This window comes from Amycolatopsis alkalitolerans (assembly GCF_006152065.1).
In the GTDB taxonomy this organism is placed as follows: Bacteria; Actinomycetota; Actinomycetes; order Mycobacteriales; family Pseudonocardiaceae; genus Amycolatopsis_E; species Amycolatopsis_E alkalitolerans.
In genome coordinates this window covers 12,107-26,689 of the sequence record NZ_VDFW01000026.1, presented here as the reverse complement: position 1 = coordinate 26,689, position 14,583 = coordinate 12,107, and the positions used below count along the sequence as shown (strand labels likewise).

General features: G+C 70.0%; 11 protein-coding genes. 1 reads left to right on the top strand and 10 read right to left on the bottom strand.

Annotated elements, in window-relative coordinates:
• Position 1: 1 nt before the first annotated feature.
• Positions 2-1,024: a fatty acid desaturase family protein gene (locus FG385_RS24935; protein WP_139099222.1), complete on the bottom strand. Its 1,023-nt coding sequence runs from the start codon at positions 1,022-1,024 to the stop codon at positions 2-4.
• Positions 1,025-1,171: 147 nt separating this feature from the next.
• Between FG385_RS24935 and FG385_RS24930 the strand changes: the two genes are divergently transcribed.
• Entirely contained in the window at positions 1,172-1,774 is a 603-nt protein-coding gene (locus FG385_RS24930; protein ID WP_139099221.1) for a maleylpyruvate isomerase N-terminal domain-containing protein, read from the top strand.
• A 149-nt stretch (positions 1,775-1,923) separates the two neighbouring features.
• On the opposite strand, the gene smc is transcribed toward FG385_RS24930, so the two are convergent.
• The 9 genes from smc to kdpF form a co-directional block, all read right to left on the bottom strand.
• Entirely contained in the window at positions 1,924-5,538 is a 3,615-nt protein-coding gene (gene smc / locus FG385_RS24925) for a chromosome segregation protein SMC (protein WP_139099220.1), read from the bottom strand.
• Positions 5,539-5,672: 134 nt separating this feature from the next.
• Entirely contained in the window at positions 5,673-5,969 is a 297-nt protein-coding gene (locus FG385_RS24920) for an acylphosphatase (RefSeq protein WP_139099219.1), read from the bottom strand.
• 236 nt (positions 5,970-6,205) lie between these two features.
• Positions 6,206-6,766: a hypothetical protein gene (locus FG385_RS24915; protein ID WP_139099218.1), complete on the bottom strand. Its 561-nt coding sequence runs from the start codon at positions 6,764-6,766 to the stop codon at positions 6,206-6,208.
• 29 nt (positions 6,767-6,795) lie between these two features.
• Positions 6,796-7,485, bottom strand: a complete 690-nt coding sequence (locus FG385_RS24910; RefSeq protein WP_139099217.1) for a response regulator — start codon at positions 7,483-7,485, stop codon at positions 6,796-6,798.
• Positions 7,482-10,037 carry a sensor histidine kinase gene (locus tag FG385_RS24905; protein ID WP_139099216.1) on the bottom strand — a complete coding sequence of 852 codons (2,556 nt, stop codon included), beginning with the start codon at positions 10,035-10,037 and terminating at the stop codon, positions 7,482-7,484. Before FG385_RS24905 ends, FG385_RS24910 begins: the two co-directional genes overlap by 4 nt.
• Positions 10,038-10,041: 4 nt before the next feature.
• Complete coding sequence (locus tag FG385_RS24900) at positions 10,042-10,617, bottom strand: potassium-transporting ATPase subunit C (RefSeq protein ID WP_139099215.1); 576 nt, start codon at positions 10,615-10,617, stop codon at positions 10,042-10,044.
• A gap of 6 nt (positions 10,618-10,623) precedes the next feature.
• Positions 10,624-12,669, bottom strand: a complete 2,046-nt coding sequence (gene kdpB, locus FG385_RS24895) for a potassium-transporting ATPase subunit KdpB (protein WP_139099214.1) — start codon at positions 12,667-12,669, stop codon at positions 10,624-10,626.
• Entirely contained in the window at positions 12,666-14,327 is a 1,662-nt protein-coding gene (gene kdpA, locus FG385_RS24890; protein WP_139099213.1) for a potassium-transporting ATPase subunit KdpA, read from the bottom strand. Before kdpA ends, kdpB begins: the two co-directional genes overlap by 4 nt.
• Positions 14,328-14,429, bottom strand: coding sequence for a K(+)-transporting ATPase subunit F (gene kdpF, locus FG385_RS24885; RefSeq protein WP_139099212.1), 102 nt, complete (start codon positions 14,427-14,429; stop codon positions 14,328-14,330).
• Positions 14,430-14,583: the final 154 nt, after the last annotated feature.

The window sequence follows — 14,583 nt, the reverse complement described above, 5'->3', positions numbered from 1 at the left end:
CTCAGGTGGCGGCGCGCAGGGGTGCGCCGACCGCGTGGAGATGGCTCAGCACCTGCCCGTAGGAGCCGAACGCGGTGGTCTCGTGATAGGGCAGGCCGACGCGAAGGCAGAACTCGCGCACCAGAGGCTGGGCACGCCGCAGGTTCGCCCGCGGCATGCTCGGGAACAGGTGGTGCTCGATCTGGTAGTTCAGCCCGCCCAGCGCGTAGTCCACCAGTCGCCCGCCACGGACGTTCCGTGAGGTCAGGACCTGTTTGTGCAGGTGATCGAGCTTCTGCCCGGCGGTCAGCGTCGGCATCCCCTTGTGGTTGGGAGCGAACGAGCAGCCCATGTAGACGCCCCACAATCCCTGGTGCACCGCGATGAACACGACCGCCTGCAGCGGGGTGAGCACCAGGAACACCGCGGTCAGGTAGGCGATCACGTGCCCGAAGATCAGCACGGCCTCGAGCCGGTGGGACTTGACCTCGCGGCGGATGACGGCCCGGATCCCGGACTGGTGCAGGCTCAGGCCTTCGAGCAGGAGCAGCGGGAAGAACAGGAACGCCTGGTACTTCGCGAGCCAGCGCAGCAGACCGCGCTTGCCGGTGGCCTGCTCGACGGTGAACGCCAGCGCCGGGATGTCGAGGTCCGGGTCTTCGACCTCGTGGTTGGGGTTGGCGTGGTGCCGGTTGTGCTGGCCGACCCACTTCCCGTAGCTCATCCCGATCAGCGCACCGTGCAGATGGCCGACGAAGTCGTTGGCCCGCTTGCTGCGGAAGATCTGCTTGTGCCCGGCGTCGTGGCCGACGAACGCGAGCTGCGCGAACATCACCGCGAGGAACGCGCCGGTCAGCAGGTTCCACCAGGACGCCCCCACCACGACGAACGCGGTCCAGCCGCCGGCCAGCAGCAGCCCGTTGACGGTGAACCGGCGGGCGTAGTCGCCGGGACGGCGTTTGAGCAGGCCGTGCTGGTTGATCAGGCGGGACAGCCGCGTGAACTCGCTGCCCGGGCGGGCGGGCGCGCTGGACGTACTGGTCATTCCGTGCCACCAATGGCTTCGTCGTTCGAAACGGGGGGCCGAGGGCTCCGCGGAACGTGCTGGCGACACGACACGCAAAACAAGCGACTTGCCCTCACAACGGCCGGGCGGCCGGGTTGGTTCCCGGCCCCTGCTAGCGTTCCGGCGATGGACGCGAACGTCTTGCTCAGCACCGCCGAGGTATGCGCCGAGTTCCTCTCCGGGCATCTCGACGGCGACTGGACCGCCCCGGCGCCGGACCTCGAGATGACGGTGGCCCAGGTCGTGGCCCATATCGGTGACTGCCTGCACTGGTACGCCTACGATCTGGCCGCGGGCCCGACCGAGCTGTCCACAATGGATGCGCGGGTGCGACCGGAGTCCCCGCCGGCCGAGCTGCTCGTGACGCTCGGCACGACGGCCAAGGTGCTGGCCGCGGTCGTGGCGACGAGCGCGCCGGAGGCGCGCGGCTGGCATCCGGCCGGGCTTGCCGACGCGGCCGGGTTCGCCGCCATGGCTTGTGACGAGCTACTGGTGCACACCTACGACGCGGCGGGCGGCCTCGGCACGAGCTTCACCCCGCCGGCCCGGCTCGCCGCCGCGGCCCTGTACCGGCTCTTCCCGTGGGCCCCGACCGACAGCGACCCGTGGCAGACCCTGCTGTGGGCCAACGGCCGCGCCCCCTTGGGCGACGACCTCCCGCGCCTCACCAAATGGACCTGGCACGCCGCCCCGGTCGCCGAATGGGACGGCACCCTCCCCATCGCCTAACCGGCGTGTTTGTCGACCGCGTCGGCGTGTTTGCTGCCTGCGGCAGTGAATTGGCCGTTCGTGACCGGTCCGCCTCTCGCAAGGGCCAACTCGCCGTCGCGAAGGGCAAAGCCACCGACCTGGCGGGCCAACACGCGCCGTGAACGCCCTCAGCTGGCGGCTTTGACCGGCGAGCCGACCTCGACCTTCTCCTCACGCAGCCGCTGCGAGATGACCTTCGTGATCCCATCGCCCTGCATGCTCACGCCGTACAGCGCGTCCGCGATCTCCATCGTCGGCTTCTGGTGCGTGATGATGATCAGCTGCGACGAGTCACGCAGCTGCTCCAGCAGGCCGATCAACCGCCGCATGTTCGTGTCGTCCAGCGCGGCCTCGACCTCGTCCATCACGTAGAACGGCGACGGCCGGGCGCGGAAGATCGCGACCAGCATCCCTACCGCGACCAGCGACTTCTCCCCACCGGACAGCAACGACAGCCGCTTGACCTTCTTGCCCGGCGGCCGCGCCTCGACGTCCACGCCGGTGGCGAGCATGTCGTCCGGCTCGGTCAGCACCATGCGGCCTTCCCCACCGGGGAACAGCACCGAGAACACGGTCTCGAACTCGCGCGCGACGTCGTGGTAGGCGGACGTGAAGACCTCCAGGATCTTGTCGTCCACCTCCTTGATCACCGTCAACAGGTCCTTGCGCGTCGCCTTGAGGTCCTCCAGTTGCGTGGACAGGAACTTGTAGCGTTCCTCCAGCGCTGCGAACTCCTCCAGCGCGAGCGGGTTGACCTTGCCGAGCATCGACAGGTCCTTCTCCGCCCGCTTCGCGCGGCGCTCCTGCGTCGGCCGGTCGTACGGGATCGGCGGCGGCGCCGTCACCGACTCGCCGCGCTCGCGCGCCTCCTCGTACTCGGCCATCTCGCCGGCCCCGGGCGGCACCGGCACATCCGGGCCGTACTCGGTGACCAGGTCCGCCAAACCGATGCCGAAGTCCTCGGAGATCTTGGTCTCCAGCTGTTCCAACCGCAGCCGCTGCTCGGCCCGCAGCACCTCGTCGCGGTGCACGGCATCGGTCAGCTTCTCCAGCTCCCCGGCCATCTCACGCACTCGGCTGCGCACCTGCGCCAGCGCCGTCTCCCGGCCCTGCCGCGCCGCCTGCACCTCGTCGCGCTCGACCGCCGCGCGCTGCACCGACTGCTCGATGCGCTCCAGCGCGAGTTCGCCCGCGTCGACGACGGCGGCCGCGATCGCGGCGCCTTTCGCCCGTGCCGCACGGGATTTCTCCGCACGCTCCCGCGCCTGCTGCTCGGCGTGCGCGGCCCGGCGCAGCGACTCCGCGCGCCCCGCGATACCGCGCGCCCGCTCCTCGGCGGTCCGCAGCGAGAGGCGGGCCTCGACCTCTTCCTGCCGGACGAGCGCGAGCTCCTCGGCCATCTGGTCGCGCTCGCTGGTGTCGGGATCTTCGTCGACCGACTCCTCGGCGACCAGCGTCAGCCGCTCCTCGAGCTCGGCGAGCTTCCGCACGGCCTCCTCGCGGCCTGCCTCGACCTGCGCGCGCTGCTGATGCAGGCGGCTGACCTCGGCCTCGGCCGAACGCGCCGCCTGCTGCAGGCGGTTCAGCCGTTCCGAAGAACGGGCCTTGCGGACCTTGGCCTCCCCGAGCGCTTCCTTCGCCTGCGCGACCTCGTCGCCGCGGGCCTGCTGCTCGGCGCGGGCTCCTTCCAGCTCGGCAGCGGTCCGCTCCAGCAACCGTTCCGCGGCCAGCAGCCGGTCCCGCGCCTCGTCGACCGCCGCCTGCACCTCGATCACGCTCTCGCTGCGCGAAGAACCGCCGACCGCCCAATGTGTACCGAACACATCGCCTTCGGTGGTCACCGTGCTCACACCGGGATGCACGGCCACCAGCCGCCGTGCACCGTCCAAATCAGACACCACGGCGACACACTCCAGCGCGCGTTCCACGGCCGGTCGCAGACCTTCGGGCGCGGTGACGACCTCGCGCGCCCAGCGAGCACCCTCGGGCAGCGACGGCCACGATGAAGTGTCCACTGTGTACTCCTGGCCGCCGAGCAGCACGCCCGCACGGCCGGAGTCGTTGTCCTTCAAGTACTTCAGCGCGGCGAGCGCGTCTTCGCCGCCCCGGACCGCGACCGCGTCCGCGACCGGACCGAGCGCGGCGGCGAGCGCGACCTCGAAACCCGGCTCGACGGTCAGCAGCGCCGCGACCGAGCCCAGCAAGCCCGGCAGCTTGTCCGACGCGGAAAGCAGCGCGCCCGCACCGTCCTTGCGGCGCAAGCCCATGGACAGGGCGTCCACGCGCGCCTTCTCCGAGGCGATCTCGCGCTCGGTCGACCGCTCGGCCTTGACCAGCTCGTCGACGCGTTCCCTCGCGGTCTTGTTCGCCTCGACCGCGCGATCGTGCCGGGCCAGCAGGTCCGCGTCGCCGGACTCCTCGGCGCCGCCCTCGGCCTTGGCCTCCTCCAACTCCTCGACGGCGATCTCCGCGCGCGCGGCGGCCTCGTCGATCGACGCGGTGAGCCGGTCGATCTCGTCGGAGGTGGCGCCGTTTTTGCTGCGCAACGCCTCGACCTGACCGGTCAACTTCGCCAGCCCCTCACGCCGGTCGGCGATCGCGCGGACGGCGGCCATATGCGCCTTCTCGGCGGCCTGCACCGCGTGTTCGAGCTGTTCGCGCCGCTGCACGGTTTCCGACAGCATCGCGCGGGCCCGCGCTACGGCCTCGTTGAGCTCTTCCTCGCGCTCCGCGACCTGCTCGGCCTCGGCCAGCAACTCCTCCGGGTCACGCCCGGCCTGCTGCGTCTCGACCTCGGCGGACAGGTGCCGCTGCCGCTCCACTGCGAGCCGCACGGTGCCGCGCAGGCGTTCCGCCAGCGCCGACAGCTTGTACCAGGTGTCCTGTGTCGCGGCCAGGCGTGGCGCGTCCTCGGCCAGCAACGCTTCGAGTTGCTGTTCTTCGGCGCTGACCATTTCCAGCGCCTGCTCGACCTCCGCGCGGCGGGCGCGCGCGGTGGCCTCGTCGGCCTCTTCCTTCGCGATCGCCTCGCGCTGGGTGACCAGGTCGTCGGCGAACAGGCGCAGCCGGGCGTCGCGCAGTTCCGCCTGCACGGCCTGGGCCTTGCGCGCGATCTCGGCCTGTTTGCCCAGCGGTTTGAGCTGGCGGCGCAGTTCCGCGGTCAGATCGCCGAGGCGGTCGAGGTTGCCCTGCATCGCGGTGAGCTTGCGCAGGGCCTTTTCCTTGCGCTTGCGGTGTTTCAGCACGCCCGCGGCCTCTTCGATGAACGCGCGGCGCTCCTCGGGCTTGGACTCGAGGATCTGCGAGAGCTGCCCCTGGCCGACGATGACGTGCATCTCGCGGCCGATACCGGAGTCCGACAGCAGTTCCTGGATGTCGAGCAGGCGGCACGAGCTGCCGTTGATCTCGTACTCACTCGCGCCGTCACGGAACATGCGGCGGGTGATCGAGACCTCGGAGTACTCGATCGGGAGCGCCCCGTCGGCGTTGTCGATGGTCAGCGTGACCTCGGCGCGGCCAAGCGGGGCACGGCCGGAGGTGCCGGCGAAGATGACGTCCTCCATCTTGCCGCCCCGCAGGTCCTTCGCGCCCTGCGTGCCCATCACCCAGCGCAACGCGTCCAGCACGTTGGACTTGCCCGAGCCGTTCGGCCCCACGACGCAGGTGATGCCCGGCTCGAACCGCAAGGTGGTAGCCGAGGCGAAGGACTTGAAGCCCTTCAGCGTCAGTGTTTTCAGGTGCACGTGGCGGGGACCCCTCCGGTGCTGCGATCACTGCCAGATCTCGTCGAGTCTACCGAGGCACTCCCGGCGAGCCCGGCAAGCACTCCCTGGCTCGGCGCGCCGCCACCTCAGCCGTCACACGAGACCCAAGAACCTCACTTCTCGACGAAGCCCGTGAACCCGCCCTCGGCGGCCGACCACCGTTCCACGACTCGATCCACACTTCCGGGTGATGAGGACGAACGTAAAAGAGACAGGAACTGCTCACAGTGATCTTTCCGGCCTTCCGCGGTGACCTCGACGCGACCGTCGGGCAGATTCTCCGCACTGCCAACCAGTCCCAGCTCGAGCGCACGGCATCGTGACCACCAGCGGAAACCGACACCCTGCACCCGGCCGCTGATCCAGGCGGTGAGCCGGACCGCATTCTGTTCGAGGTTCACGGCCCCCATCGTGCCCCACCGCGATGACTGCGGACAGTGAACGGTGCGCACCGCGCCGCTCGCACACCGTTAACCGACGGTGCTAACCTGCGCGGCGGGTCCACCCGCCTGGGCTACTTCGCTCGGGCAAACCAGGCCGAATTCCCTCATCAAGGAGCCACCATGGCCCATTCAGGGTCACGTTCGGGTCAGCGAACCGAGGTCGCACCGCCCCGCGATCCGGTGTCGCGGATGAAGCGCAGCGGCTACGTGCTGCTCGCCGCCAGCGGCGTCGTGCTCGCGACGGCGTTCGGCGGTATCGCCGAACTGGCGACCCCGTCGACGACTTCCGCCGGCGATCTCAAGGGAGGGAACGCGAACTCCTCGTCCGGCCCGCAGGTCATCCAGGGGAGCGCGGTTCCAGGGACGGTGACGGTGAGCGGTGTCGCGCAGTCGGACCCGGCCACGTCGCCGACCGCCGTGGTGTCCGTCGGGCCCAACGGCACACCAGTGGTGACGATCGTGCCGCCGCCTGGTTCGGACCAGGCGCCCGTGGTGCTGCCGCCGGGGGCACCGATCCCGCCCGGCACGTACATCCCGCCGGGTACGACGATCCCGTCGACCAACCCGACGAGCCCGCCCCGCACCGACACCACGACCCCGCCGCCGTCGAGCACGACCAGGCCGCCGACGTCGTCCACGAGTTCGACCCCGTCTTCGAGCTCGTCCTCGTCCAGCTCGACCCCCTCGTCGAGCAGCGACAGCAGCACCCCGTCGGCCAGCTCCTCGTCCTCGGGCAGCGGCAGCGGGAGTCCCACCTCCAGCACGCCGTAGGCCGCGAACGTCGAACTCGGCGTCAGAGGTCGAAGCGGTAGCCCATGCCCGGTTCTGTCAGGAGGTGGCGGGGGCGGGACGGTTCCTGTTCCAGCTTGCGGCGCAGCTGGGCCAGATAGACCCGGAGGTAATGGGTCTCGTTCTCGTAGCTCGGGCCCCAGACGTCGCGCAGCAGCTGTCTCTGCGAGACCAGCCGACCCTGGTTGCGCACCAGCAGTTCCAGCACGCCCCATTCGGTCTTGGTCAGGTGCACCTCGGTCCCGTCGCGCTCGACCTTCTTCGCCGCCAGGTCGATCGTGAACGCGTCGGTCCGGACCACCGCTTCGCCATCGTCCGAAGTGGACACGGTCGAGCGGCGCACCGCGGCGCGGAGGCGGGCCAGCAGCTCGTCCATCCCGAACGGCTTGGTGACGTAGTCGTCGGCGCCCGCGTCGAGCGCGTGCACCTTGTCCGGTGAGTCGCTGCGCGCGGACAGCACGATGATCGGCACCGTCGTCCAGCCACGCAGGCCCGCGATGACCTCGTTGCCGTCCATGTCGGGCAGCCCCAGATCCAGCACCACCACGTCGGGCTTCGTGTCGGCCACCGCGCGCAGCGCCGCCGCCCCGTCGTGCGCGGTGATCACCTTGTAGCCCCGGGCGGCCAGGTTGATCCGCAGTGCTCGCACGATCTGCGGCTCGTCGTCCACCACCAGGACCGTCGCGGCCGTCATCGCACCCGCTCCTCGAGTTCCACCATCGGCACTACCTGGGGCGCGGCGTAGGCCCGCAGCGAGAGCACCACGGTGAGCCCGCCGCCGGGTGTGTCCTCCGCCCTGATCGTGCCGCCCATCGCCTCCGTGAACCCCTTCGCCACGGACAGGCCGAGCCCGATCCCGGGCGTGCTGTCGCGGTCCCCGAGCCGCTGGAACGGCGCGAAAGCCGAATCCGCCTTGCCCTTCTTCAGCCCGCGGCCGTGGTCGACGATCCGCAGCTCGACGTACTCCGCGTGGGTACTCCCCCGCACCGACACCGCCTCGGTCCCTCGCCCGTACCGCAGCGCGTTGTCGATCACGTTCGCCACGACCCGTTCGAGCAGCCCGGGATCGGCCAGCACCGCGGGCAGCCGGTCGTCCACCGCGACCACCACCGAATCCGATTTCTCCACATTGGACAGTGCGTGCGCGACCACCTCGTCGTACCCGATGGGCCGCAGCTGCGCGCGTACCGCACCGGTCGCCAGGCGCGAGGAGTCGAGCAGGTTGTCCACCAGCCCCGCCAGCCGGTCGGTGGATTCGTCCGCCGTGGCGAGAAGTTCTTCGGTGTCCTCGGGCGACAGTTCGATGTCCTGCGCCCGCAGGCTGCCGATGGACGCCTTGATCGACGTGAGCGGCGTCCGCAGATCGTGCCCCAGCGCGGACAGCAACGCGGTCCGCAACTCGGTGGCCTCGGCCTTGCGCTCGGCCCGCGCGGTCGCCGCCGCCATCCGCTGCTGGCGCAGGGCCAGCAGCGCCTGCCCCGCCGCGGCCTCCAGCACCCGCCTGTCCTCCGCCGGCAACGCCCGGCCGCGCAGGGTCAGGTGCACGTCGGCGGTCACCGGGATGTCCGCGTCGGCGTCGTCGGGCTCACCACACGGGTCCGGCCCGCATTCCTCGACCCGGTGCCACACCCCGTCCTGCTTCTCGACCAGGCTCACCGCTTCCAGACCGAAGTTCTCCCGGACCTTCTCCAGCAACCGCGGCAGCGGGGCGGTGTTCGTCAGCACCGTGCGGGCATACGACGCCAGCAGCGACGCTTCGGTGCGAGCCTGCGCGGCCTGGGTCGTCAGCCGTGCGGCGGTGTCGACCACGAGCGCGACGAGCACGCCCACCACGACCATCGCCACCAGCGTGATGACGTTGCTCTGGGCATGCACGGTCAGTGTGTAGAGGGGCTCGGTGAAGAAGAAGTTCAGCAACCCGGCCGAGAGCGCCGCCGCGACCAGCGCCGGGCCGAGCCCGCCGACGAGCGCCACCAGGACCGTCACCAGGAAGTAGTCGACGACGTCGGTGGAAAAGTCGAGCTGCCCGCGCAGGCTCACCCCCACCGCGGTCGCGAGCGCGGGCAGCAGCAACGACAGCGCCCAGCCCCACGCCCGCCGGGACGCCACGATCGAGGTGCGGCGGCCGAACAGCCTGCGCAGGCGCCCGCCGGCCTCCTCGTGGGTGACCATGTGCACGTCGATCGGGCCCGAATTCTGCACCACCGTGGCGCCGATGCCCTCGTCGAACAACCTCGCCAGGCGCGAGCGCCGCGAGGTGCCGAGGACCAGCTGCGTCGCGTTCACCCCGCGCGCGAAGTCCAGCAGCGCACTGGGCACGTCGTCCCCGACCACGGTATGGAAGGTCGCACCCAGCTTGTCGGCGAGCTTGCGGTAGCGGCCGATCTCGGCGGGCCCGAGCCCGGCCAGCCCGTCACCGCGCATCACGTGCAGCACCAGCAGTTCCGCCCCGGCACGCGCGGCGATGCGGCTGGCGCGGCGGATCAGCGTCTCGCTTTCCGGCCCGCCGGTGATCGAGACGACGACCCGCTCGCGGGCTTCCCACGTGTCGGTGATCTTCTGCTGCTGCCGGTACCGCTGCAGCGCGACGTCGACCTGGTCTGCCACCCACAGCAGCGCCAGCTCCCGCAGCGCCGTGAGGTTGCCGGGCCGGAAGTAGTTGCCCAGCGCGGCGTCGATCCGTTCGGCCGGGTAGACGTTGCCGTGCGCGAGCCGGCGCCGCAGCGCCTCCGGCGTGATGTCCACGAGCTCGACCTGTTCGGCCTTGCGCACGACCTCGTCCGGCACGGTCTCCTGCTGCGGCACGCCGGTGATCTTCTCGACCACGTCGTTGAGGCTCTCCAGATGCTGCACGTTCACCGTGGACAGCACGTCGATCCCGGCCGCCAGCAGCTCCATCACGTCCTGCCAGCGCTTTTCGTTGCGGGAGCCCGGAATGTTCGTATGCGCCAGCTCGTCGACGACGGCCACCTCGGGCCGCCGGGCGAGGATCGCGTCCACGTCCATCTCGGCGAACTCGTGCCCGCGGTACTCGCCCAGCCGGCGCGGCACGAGCTCGAGCCCTTCGAGCAGATCCGCCGTCTTCTTCCGGCGATGCGTCTCCACGAGCCCGGCGACCACGTCGGTGCCGCGTTCCTTGCGCCGCCAGGCCTCGCCGAGCATGGCGTACGTCTTTCCCACGCCGGGAGCCGCGCCGAGGTAGATGCGAAGCTCACCCCGGCGCGGCCTGTCCTGCTGTTCGTCCACGGTCTCAGTGTGCCTTGGCGGCCGCGACCGCGAGATTCAGCTTCAGCACGTTCACACCCGGGATACCGATGCCGTCACCGGTCGTGTTGTCCTGGACCAGTTGCTTGACCGTCGCCTCGGGCACCCCGGTGTTCCGCGCCACGCGGGCGATCTGGAGGTCGGCGTAGGCGACGCTGATGTCCGGATCGACCCCGGAGGCCGACGCCGTCACCGCGTCGGCGGGCACCGCGTCCGGCGAGACGCCTTCGCGCTTGGCGATGGCGTCCTTGCGCTCCTGGACCTGGGCGAGGAGCTTCTCGCTGAACCCGCCCAGGTTCGACCCACCGGTGCTGGCCGGGTCACCGCTCGCGGACGGGCGGGTGTGGAAGTACGGATCGTGCGCCGGGTCCGGCGCGACCGGGTCGATCCCGATCAGCGAGGACCCCACGGCCTGCCCGTGCACGGTGACCACCGAGCCTTCGGCGTTCGACTGCAGGCCGGGGATCCGGGACACCACCCAGATCCCGAGCGGGTACAGGACGCCGAGCAGCACGGTGAACACGAGGAGCACCCGGAGTCCGGCCATTGTTTGCTTGAGCATCGCAGTTCACATTCCCGGGATGAGGCGGACCAGGAGATCCACCAGCCAGATGCCGACGAACGGGGTGATGATCCCGCCGACCCCGTAGATCAGCAGGTTCCGCCGCAACAGCGCGGACGCCGAGGACGGCTTGTAACGCACACCGCGCAGCGCCAGCGGGATCAGCGCCACGATGATCAGCGCGTTGAAGATCACCGCGGACAGGATCGCCGACTGCGGCGAGTGCAGGTGCATGATGTTGAGCCCGCCCAGTTGCGGGTAGATCGACACGAACATCGCGGGCAGGATGGCGAAGTACTTCGCGAGGTCGTTCGCCACGCTGAACGTGGTGAGCGCGCCGCGCGTGATCAGCAACTGCTTGCCGATCTCGACGATCTCGATCAGCTTCGTCGGGTTCGAGTCGAGGTCGACCATGTTGCCGGCTTCCTTGGCCGCCGACGTGCCGGTGTTCATCGCCACCCCGACGTCCGACGCGGCGAGCGCGGGCGCGTCGTTGGTGCCGTCACCGGTCATCGCGACGAGCCGCCCGCCCTCCTGCTCCTTGTGGATCAGGGCCATCTTGTCCTCGGGCTTGGCTTCGGCGAGGAAGTCGTCGACACCGGCGTCGGCGGCGATCGCCTTCGCGGTGAGCGGGTTGTCACCGGTGATCATCACCGTCCGGATGCCCATCTTGCGCAGCTCGTGGAACCGCTCCCGCATCCCCGGTTTGACCACGTCGGACAGCCGGATCACGCCGCGGACGAAGGCCTTGCCGCCGACCAGTTCGGCCACCGCGAGCGGGGTGCCGCCCTGCTGCCCGATCTCGTCGGCGACGCGTTCGGTCTCGGCCGGGAACTCCCCGCCGTGCTCGCGGACCCAGTCCCGCACCGCACCGGTCGCGCCCTTGCGGATCCGCCGGTCGCCCAAGTCGATCCCGCTCATCCGGGTCTGCGCGGTGAACGGCACGAACTCGCCGCCGTGCGCCCCGTTCGCCGGGCCGGTCAGCTCGACGATGCTGCGACCCTCGGGAGTGCCGTCGGCGAGGCTGGACAGCCTGGCCGCGTCGGTGAGCTCGTCCAGAGTGGACGATCCGACCGGGATCAGCTCGGTCGCCTTGCGGTTGCCGAAGGTGATCGTGCCGGTCTTGTCCAGCAACAGGGTCGACACGTCGCCGGCCGCCTCGACCGCGCGGCCGCTCGTGGCGAGCACGTTGCGCTGCACGAGCCGGTCCATACCCGCGATGCCGATCGCCGAGAGCAGCGCGCCGATCGTCGTCGGGATGAGGCACACCAGCAGGGCGGTCAGCACGATCACCGACTGCTCGCTGCCGGAGTACTTCGCCATCGGCTGCAGTGCGACGACCGCGAGCAGGAAGATGATCGTCAGCGTGGACAGCAGGATGGTCAGCGCGATCTCGTTCGGCGTCTTCTGCCGGGACGCGCCTTCCACCAGCGCGATCATCCGGTCCACAAAGGACTCGCCGGGTTTGGTGGTGATCTTCACGATGATCCGGTCGGACAGCACGGTGGTGCCGCCGGTGACCGCCGACCGGTCGCCGCCGGACTCGCGGATCACCGGGGCCGACTCGCCCGTGATGGCGGACTCGTCGACGGTCGCGATGCCGTCGACGACGTCACCGTCGCCGGGGATCACCTCGCCCGCCTCGACCACCACGCGATCGCCGACCCGCAGCTCCACCCCGGGCACCTCTTCTTCGCCGGTCTTCGTCAGCCGGCGGGCGACGGTCTCCTTCTTGGTGCGGCGCAACGATTCCGCCTGCGCCTTGCCCCGCCCCTCGGCGACCGCCTCGGCCAGGTTCGCGAACAGCACGGTGAACCACAGCCACAGCGCGATGCCGATGGTGAACACACCCGGATTGCCGATGGCGAACACCGTGGTGAGCGCGGAGCCGGCCCACACCACGAACATGACCGGGTTCTTCAGCTGGTACTTCGGGTTGAACTTGCGCAGCGCCTCCGGCACCGACGTCAGCAGCTGGCGCGGGCTGAACGCGCCCGCACCGACCTTGTGGTGGTCCTCCGAGGTCACCGGTTTCTCTTGGGTGACGGTCATGACAGTGCCTCCGCGAAGGGGCCGAGCGCGAGCGCCGGAATGAACGTGAGCGCCGCGACGAGAACGATGGTGCCGCCCAGCAACGAGGCGAACAGCGGTCCGGTGGTGGGCAGGGTGCCCGCGGTCTCGGGCACTTTCTTCTGCTGCGCGAGCGAACCGGCGAGGCAGAGCGTGGCCAGGATCGGGACGAACCGGCCGAGCGCCATGGCCACCGCCAGCGTCGACTCGAACCAGTTGCTCGTCACCGTGAGGCCGGCGAACGCGCTGCCGTTGTTGTTGCCAGCCGAGGCGTAGGCGTAGAGCACCTCGGACAGCCCGTGCGGGCCGCCGTTGTTCAGCGCCGACGCGGTGCCCGGCAGCAGGAGCGCCGCACCCGTACCGAGCAGGACCACCGTCGGCATCGCGAGGATCGAGATCGCGGCCGCGGTCACCTCACGCCTGCCGAGCTTCTTGCCCAGATACTCGGGCGTGCGCCCGACCATCAGGCCGGCGAGGAACATCGCGATGATCGCCACCACGAGGATCCCGTACAGCCCCGTGCCGACGCCGCCCGGGGTCACTTCGCCGAGCAGGATGTTCAGCAACGGCCCACCGCCGCCGAGCCCGGTGAAGCTGTCGTGCATCGAGTTCACCGCGCCGGTCGAAGTGCCGGTGGTGCTGGTCGCGAACAGCGAGGACGCGGACAGGCCGAATCGTTGTTCCTTACCCTCCAGGTTCGCCCCGGCCAGCAGCGCGGCCGGGCCGTTCGGATGCGTTTCGGCGAGCCAGACCCACGTCAGCACGGCGGCCCAGATCGTGCCCATGACGGTCACCAGGACGTAGCCCTGCTTGCGGTTGCCCACCATCGTGCCGAAGGTCCGGGTGAGCGACACCGGGATGCACAGCAGCAGGAAGATCTCGATCAGATCGCTCCACACGTTCGGGTTCTCGAACGGGTGCGAGGAGTTGGCGTTGAAGATCCCGCCGCCGTTGGTGCCGAGTTCCTTGATGCTCTCCTGGCTCGCCGTCGGCGCGAGCGGGATCGTGCTCTGGTGGCCGCCCGGGCTCGTCACATTCACCCCGGACTTGAGGCTCTGCGTCACGCCGAGCGCGATCAGCACGATCGCGAACAGCGCTGCGATCGGCAGCAGGATCCGGACGGCGCCACGGGTCAGATCGACCCAGAAGTTGCCGAGCCGGTCGGTCTGCCGCCGCACGAACCCGCGCACGAGCGCGATCGCCACCGCGAGCCCGACCGCGGCGGACAGGAAGTTCTGCACGGTCAGCCCGGCCATCTGGACGGTGTCGCCCAGCGTCTGCTCCGGGGAGTAGGACTGCCAGTTCGTGTTGGTCACGAAGCTGACCGCCGTGTTGAAGGCGATACCGGGACTCACCGCCCCTCGACCGAAGCTCAGCGGCAGCACGGCCTGCAGACGCTGCAGCAGGTACAGCAGCACGATCGAGACGAACGAGAAGCCCAGCACGCCCATGGCGTAGGTGGGCCAGCGCTGTTCGGCGTCCGGGTCGACCCGGAACAGCTTGTACAGCCCCCGTTCCAGCGCCAGGTGCTTTCCGCTGGTGAACACCCTGGCCATGTAGTCGCCGAGCGGCTTGTAGACGACCGCGAGCGCGACGAGGAGGATGCCGACCTGGATCAGGCCGGCGGCGAGGTCACTCATCTAGAACTTCTCCGGCCTGATCAACGCGAGGAACAGGTAGACGATCAACCCCAGTGCCAGCACGCCGCCCACGACGTTGGCCACCAGACCCGTGCCGTTCACAGCTTCTCCAACCCCCGCAGCGTGAGCACGAGCACCGCGAACACGGCGATCAGCAGCACGGCGTACAGCAAGTCCGCCACTTCGCACCTTTCCTTGCGGGTCACCCGTTTGATGACCCCTCCGGCAACACTCTGCGGCCACGGATCACCCGGAC

Bases quoted from the DNA above. Each gene is read 5' to 3' on its own strand.
- FG385_RS24935 (WP_139099222.1), bottom strand. From the start codon at position 1,024: ATGACCAGTACGTCCAGCGCGCCCGCCCGCCCGGGCAGCGAGTTCACG.
- FG385_RS24930 (WP_139099221.1), top strand. From the start codon at position 1,172: ATGGACGCGAACGTCTTGCTCAGCACCGCCGAGGTATGCGCCGAGTTC.
- FG385_RS24920 (WP_139099219.1), bottom strand. From the start codon at position 5,969: ATGGGGGCCGTGAACCTCGAACAGAATGCGGTCCGGCTCACCGCCTGG.
- FG385_RS24910 (WP_139099217.1), bottom strand. From the start codon at position 7,485: ATGACGGCCGCGACGGTCCTGGTGGTGGACGACGAGCCGCAGATCGTG.
- FG385_RS24900 (WP_139099215.1), bottom strand. From the start codon at position 10,617: ATGCTCAAGCAAACAATGGCCGGACTCCGGGTGCTCCTCGTGTTCACC.
- kdpB (WP_139099214.1), bottom strand. From the start codon at position 12,669: ATGACCGTCACCCAAGAGAAACCGGTGACCTCGGAGGACCACCACAAG.
- kdpA (WP_139099213.1), bottom strand. From the start codon at position 14,327: ATGAGTGACCTCGCCGCCGGCCTGATCCAGGTCGGCATCCTCCTCGTC.